A 5,522-nucleotide genomic window follows, 5' to 3' on the forward strand; every position below is an offset into this window, starting at 1 on the left:
GCTATCTGTTCTGGACTGCTCCGCAAACCCTGTCGGTCGCAATGACGAAAATACGTTTTACTGCGTAAGTCCTAATTAATATTGATAAAAACACTATTTTATCATCTTTCTCTTTTCCCTTTTTTCTTGCTCCTTCTTAGTTTTTCAAGTTTAAAATATCATCATTATATTTTTTTCGGAGATATCTAATCTAATAAACATTTCTAACTTCTTTGCCTTCTCCAAATATTAAATTACAGCAGATTTCCATGTAAATGTGGCACAGTAGTTCAGAGTCCAAATAATGAAAGCTTATTGAACAAAATACTCAGGATGGAAAAAACTATATTCTTTCCTAACTCCTACTCTGTACGGACGTTGCATGCAACTTCATAAACCACCGAATACGCTGTAATTTTGCACAACTGCTTATAGCTTTCCTCAATCTAACCAAGAAAAGTTATGACTGTTAACTTAGTTAATAAATACATTCTTGCCATGAATAACTCAACACAAAAATCCTATTATCAAGTCGGTGGTTGTCTCCCCAGAAATTCACCCAACTACGTCAAGCGACAAGCAGATGAAGACCTATATAAAAATCTAAAAATAAGTGAGTTTTGTTATGTTCTCAACTCTCGTCAAATGGGAAAATCTAGCTTGCAAGTTAGAACGATTAAAAGATTACAACAAGAAGGTATTTCTTGTGTGGCAATAGATATTTCAGAAATAGGTAATCGGGGAGTTACTCCTGAACAATGGTACGCAGGTATTCTTCGCATCTTGGAAAATAATTTTAATCTCTCAGAATATGTGAATATTCGTACCTGGTGGCGAGAACGAAATTATCTCGCACCCGTACAACGATTAAGTGAATTTATTGAAACGATATTACTAACAAAAATCCAGAACAATATTGTGATTTTTATTGATGAAATTGATAGCATTCTAGCTCTGGATTTTCCGGTAGATGATTTTTTTGGATTTATTCGGTCTTGTTATAATAAACGTGCCAATAATCAAGAATATAATCGCTTAACTTTTGCTTTGTTAGGAGTTAGTACGCCTCAAGATTTATGTCAAGACAAAAATAGTACGCCTTTTAATATTGGTATAGCTATTGAGTTAACTGGTTTTAAATTTGATGAAGCCTTATCTTTGGTGGATGGATTAGTTGAAATTTGTCAGCAACCAGAGGAAGTTTTAAAAGAGATTTTATCGTGGACGAATGGACAACCATTTTTAACTCAAAAAGTGTGTAAAATTATCATTGAAAATGGGGTTTTTATTGTTAATCCTAAAATAGAATTAGAGGAGATGATTAAATCTCAAATTATTCATAATTGGGAGACAAAAGACATACCAGAACATTTGAAAACTATTCGCGAGCGCCTTTTCAGAAAAGATCAAAGAATAGTTAGAAGATTAGGGTTATATAAGCAAATTTTACAGAATGATTTGGCTGGAATAGTTGCCGATGATAGTCCTGAACAAATGGAACTTAGGTTATCTGGATTGGTAGTTAGACGAGATAATAAATTAACTGTAGCTAATTCTATATATGCTACAATTTTTCACGAAGAAATGATTAATGAAGAGTTAGAAAAGTTACCTCCTTATTCTACACAAATTAAAGCATGGCTTCATTCAAACTGTGAAGATAAATCTTATTTATTGCAAGGGGAAGATTTACAATATGCTTTAATTTGGGCAGCCGGAAAAAGTTTAAGAAATCAAGATTTTCAATTTTTGACTACTAGCCAAAGATTAGTATTAGATGCTCAAATAGAAGCCTTAGAATCAACAAAAATAGAAACTAAAAAAGCTCAAGCAGAAGTTGCAAAAGCACAACAAAAAGCTAAACGTTGGATTTCCATAGGTTCTGCTATCCTTGGCACATCTTTAGTTTTATCAATAGGTTTTTCCCTATTAGCTTATCAAAGATTTCGATTAGCACAATCTAGTCGAGAAATTGAACAAACTGGCACTGATGCTTTGTTATTAGCAATGTTCAAGAAGTCAACAACAAATCAAGCATTGTTGGAAGCTTTACCCAAGGCAATATCTGCGGGACAAAGATTAAAAGATTTGGTTAATAACAATATTCCTCTAGCGGAATATCCTGCGACTCGACCAATATTAGCACTACAAATGATTCTCGATAAACTTGACGAACAAAAACAATTTGAAGATAGTTTTCTTCAAAAAAGAAAGATTATTCTGCAAGGTCATCAAGGTGCTGTTACGAGTGTTAAATTTAGACCGAATCAAGATATTTTAGCTTCAGCAGGAGTAGATGGAAAAGTAATTATTTGGAATTTTGAGGGCGAAAAAATTACAGAATGGCAAACGGAGCAAAAATCAGTTAATAGTCTAATTTTTCATCCGAATGGTGAATATTTAGCAACTGCTGGTAGTGATGGTACGGTAAAAATATGGAATTTATTAGGGAAAAAATTATATGTATTAGAGATATCTCAAACTGAAGTTAATAGTATTAGTTTTAGTGTTGATGGTAAGTATTTAGCCACTTCTGGCATAGATATTCCTGTTCAAATTTGGAATGTATCATCGTCACCTATAACTATATTATCTGATTCAATTTTGAATGATAATGGTTTGATTAGAGCTGTTAGTTTTAGTCCCAATGGAAAATTTCTAGCAACATTAGATGGAAAGTCTACAATTAGATTATGGAATATATCTGAAAATCAATTCAAAACTCTAGATGTGCAAGCTATTAGTATGAATTTTAGCATTTCTCAACCCCAGCTTTTACTAACAGCAACATCAAATGGAGTCGTGGAATTGTGGCAGCTTTCTACAGGAAAATTAATGAATAATTTTCAAAGTTTACATCTGGATACTAAGTTAGTTAGTTTTAGTCCTGATGGAGAGTTAATAGCTACTGTTGGAATTGATAGTATTGTGCGACTTTGGAATTTATCAGGACGGCAGATTAGTCAATTTGAATTTATGGAGAATGTAATTAGTATTAGTTTTAGTTCGGATAGTAAAAAAATTGCTGTTGCTGGTAGTAATGGGAAGGTTTGGCTAAGGTCTGTGGAAAATTTAGATGAACTTTTAAGTAAAGGTTGTCGTTTTTTAGTAGGAAAACCTAACTATTTTATGAGAGTAGTAGAATTTTGTCAGAGCTAAAATAAAATACTAATACTAATGTCGGCAATAGAAATTACAAACTATTATTGCGGCTAGCTGTTGATATATAAATCACATAAATTGTGGATTTACTTCTATGATAAAGAAGAAAAAATAGTCGAAAATGAACTATGGAATTCATTAAGCTGGTCAGCATTCAAATCATCTATTCTAGAAACAGGAATAAAGAAGTAAAAAAAGTTAAGAAAAGAATGGGAAAGATGGATAGCTAATAGATTAGTAACTTACTCTGAAGACAAGACTAGAATTTCGATCATTCTTTACTATCTTATTGTTGAGATAATAATTATTAGACATCTCCAGAAAAGAGGGAGTAGGCAGCTTTGCTGTAGGCAGTAGGGAGAAATAATTGATATATCTAGTGTGAGAATTGATTTAATTTTTGATTTTTACCAGATGTCTATTTATCTTAAGCAGGAGTTTGTTATACCAAGCGTGAAAAAAGAATATTACGAATAGTAAGAGGAATAAAAAAACACGTGCAGGATATTCTCTTCGACAAAGCGGTGTGACCCCGCGACGACGCCAGTCGCACCTGGTAGCGCACCAAGAGAAAAGAATGATTTCCGACCTGAAAATGGTATTGAAGCTATTCCCGTGTGACTCGGTCCTCCTGACTTCCCCTCCTGGGAGGGGCAGGGGTGGGTTGACTCCTAAGAAATATCCTAGCTATTTGTAGCAAATATTTATCAAATTGGTATTAGACTTATTGCTAAATTAGAAAAGTTTGATAATAGGTCTATTTTTGCCTGGTATTTTTGCAAATGAAACTAATGGCTAATCATACTCACTTAACTCTTTACCTACTTCTAAAACTAATTTTTATCAATTTTACATATAGCACTACGCAAATATAGTGCAGACATTCCTCTATTCCCTACCCCCTACTCCCTTTTCAGTCAAATTTACTGTCCTCACTAAAGAACGTACTGCTATAGGAACAATAACTTTTCCATTTTATCCCCAATCTTGTCATCGCATTCAAACATTAATATCTTTATTTATTATGCTAATACCTAACTAATTTATTTAAGTTAAATATTATTGCTTTGGAGAGCTGATTTGATAATTTATAGAACACTTCATTTACAAGGATTTAAGTGTAAATTTAACACAAATAGTATTTTCCAGAACGAATCACACTAAGTATTACATGAGACTTAATATTATAACAATTTGCAAGCAAGTAAATTATGAAAATTACGAAACACTAATTATATACTACCAATTTGGAAAAATAATGTTACGAATAATAAGGGCAATTAAAAGACTTTATCAAAGATGTCCCTTGGACTAAAAATATAAATTCCGACCTAATAAATGGTATCAAAGCTATTTATTCTGTACGTCGCCAATCCGACAGCTCTCCTATCTGAGGACTGACTTCCCTTCCTGGGAGGAGTTAGGGGTGGGTTGACTCCTAAGAAATATCCTAGCTATTTGTAGCAAATATTTATCAAATTGGTATACAATCAACCAAGTTTGAGATGAGATACAATTAAATCAATGTCGAAAATATAAAATATTACAGGGAATAGGGAAAAGTAGGAAAAATATTTCCCTGTCTAAATATCTTGATCAATCTATGTCCTAACCTATCTGTCTACTGCTATACCTACAATCTAATATTATGAATCTGCTGAAAAAAATAATTCAAAAATAATCCGAATGGCGGATGTATAATCGGTAGAGAATGTGGTTAATAATAAATATTGTTAGTAAATATTGAATTGGTTAGTATATAGAGTGATGATGAATTGAATACAAGAAAACCTGTTCCCCACTGTTAAGTGTTTCCTGCTACAAACAAGTAAATCAAAAAGTTTCTGAGAAAACCCTGATATTTCAGTACAATTATTAAAAAAACTCAGTATAACAAGCGATGACATAATAAAGGAAATATGAAACAATAAAAACCATGTCTATATCATGCTGCTCTAGTGCTTAATACTGCAAAATTAAATATTACGATGATTTGAAAGGTTCAATAATTATGTCAGCACCCACTATTGGTTATATTAAGCTAGCAAATACCCTGAGTATAGTCAGCAAAAAGCAAGTTACCGGAAAGTTGAGCGTCGCTTATGGCAATCAAGAATGGCAACTTTATTTCCTATTTGGTCATCTTTTATATGCAAGTGGTGGGTTACACCCTACCAGACGTTGGTATAGAGCTGTCAAGAAACATTGTCCTAACTTTAAATTTGAACTTAATCAGTTAACAAATGTTCAACTATGGGAATATAAATTGTTGCAAATAGCTATTAGTGATAATCAAATAACTTTAAGTGAAGCTAAGGCAATTTTGCGTACTATCACTGAAGAAGTTTTCTTTGCTATTATTAGTCAAGCAGGTTTAACAA

Annotated in this window: 2 protein-coding genes; both read left to right on the forward strand. The window is 32.6% G+C overall.

The genetic code is table 11. From position 1 onward, the window contains the following. Window positions 1-441: 441 nt before the first annotated feature. Window positions 442-3,138, forward strand: coding sequence for an AAA-like domain-containing protein (locus F6K13_RS16045; RefSeq protein WP_240038851.1), 2,697 nt, complete (start codon window positions 442-444; stop codon window positions 3,136-3,138). Between the two features lie 2,014 nt (window positions 3,139-5,152). Beyond that, window positions 5,153-5,522 (forward strand): DUF4388 domain-containing protein (locus tag F6K13_RS16050; protein WP_353735673.1); only part of this gene is annotated, 370 nt, incomplete at its 3' end.

It is taken from the genome of Okeania sp. SIO2B9 (genome assembly GCF_010672505.1).
In the GTDB taxonomy this organism is placed as follows: domain Bacteria; phylum Cyanobacteriota; class Cyanobacteriia; order Cyanobacteriales; family Microcoleaceae; genus Okeania; species Okeania hirsuta.

Coding starts and splice junctions, on each gene's coding strand:
- F6K13_RS16045 (WP_240038851.1), top strand. CDS start 442: ATGACTGTTAACTTAGTTAATAAATACATTCTTGCCATGAATAACTCA.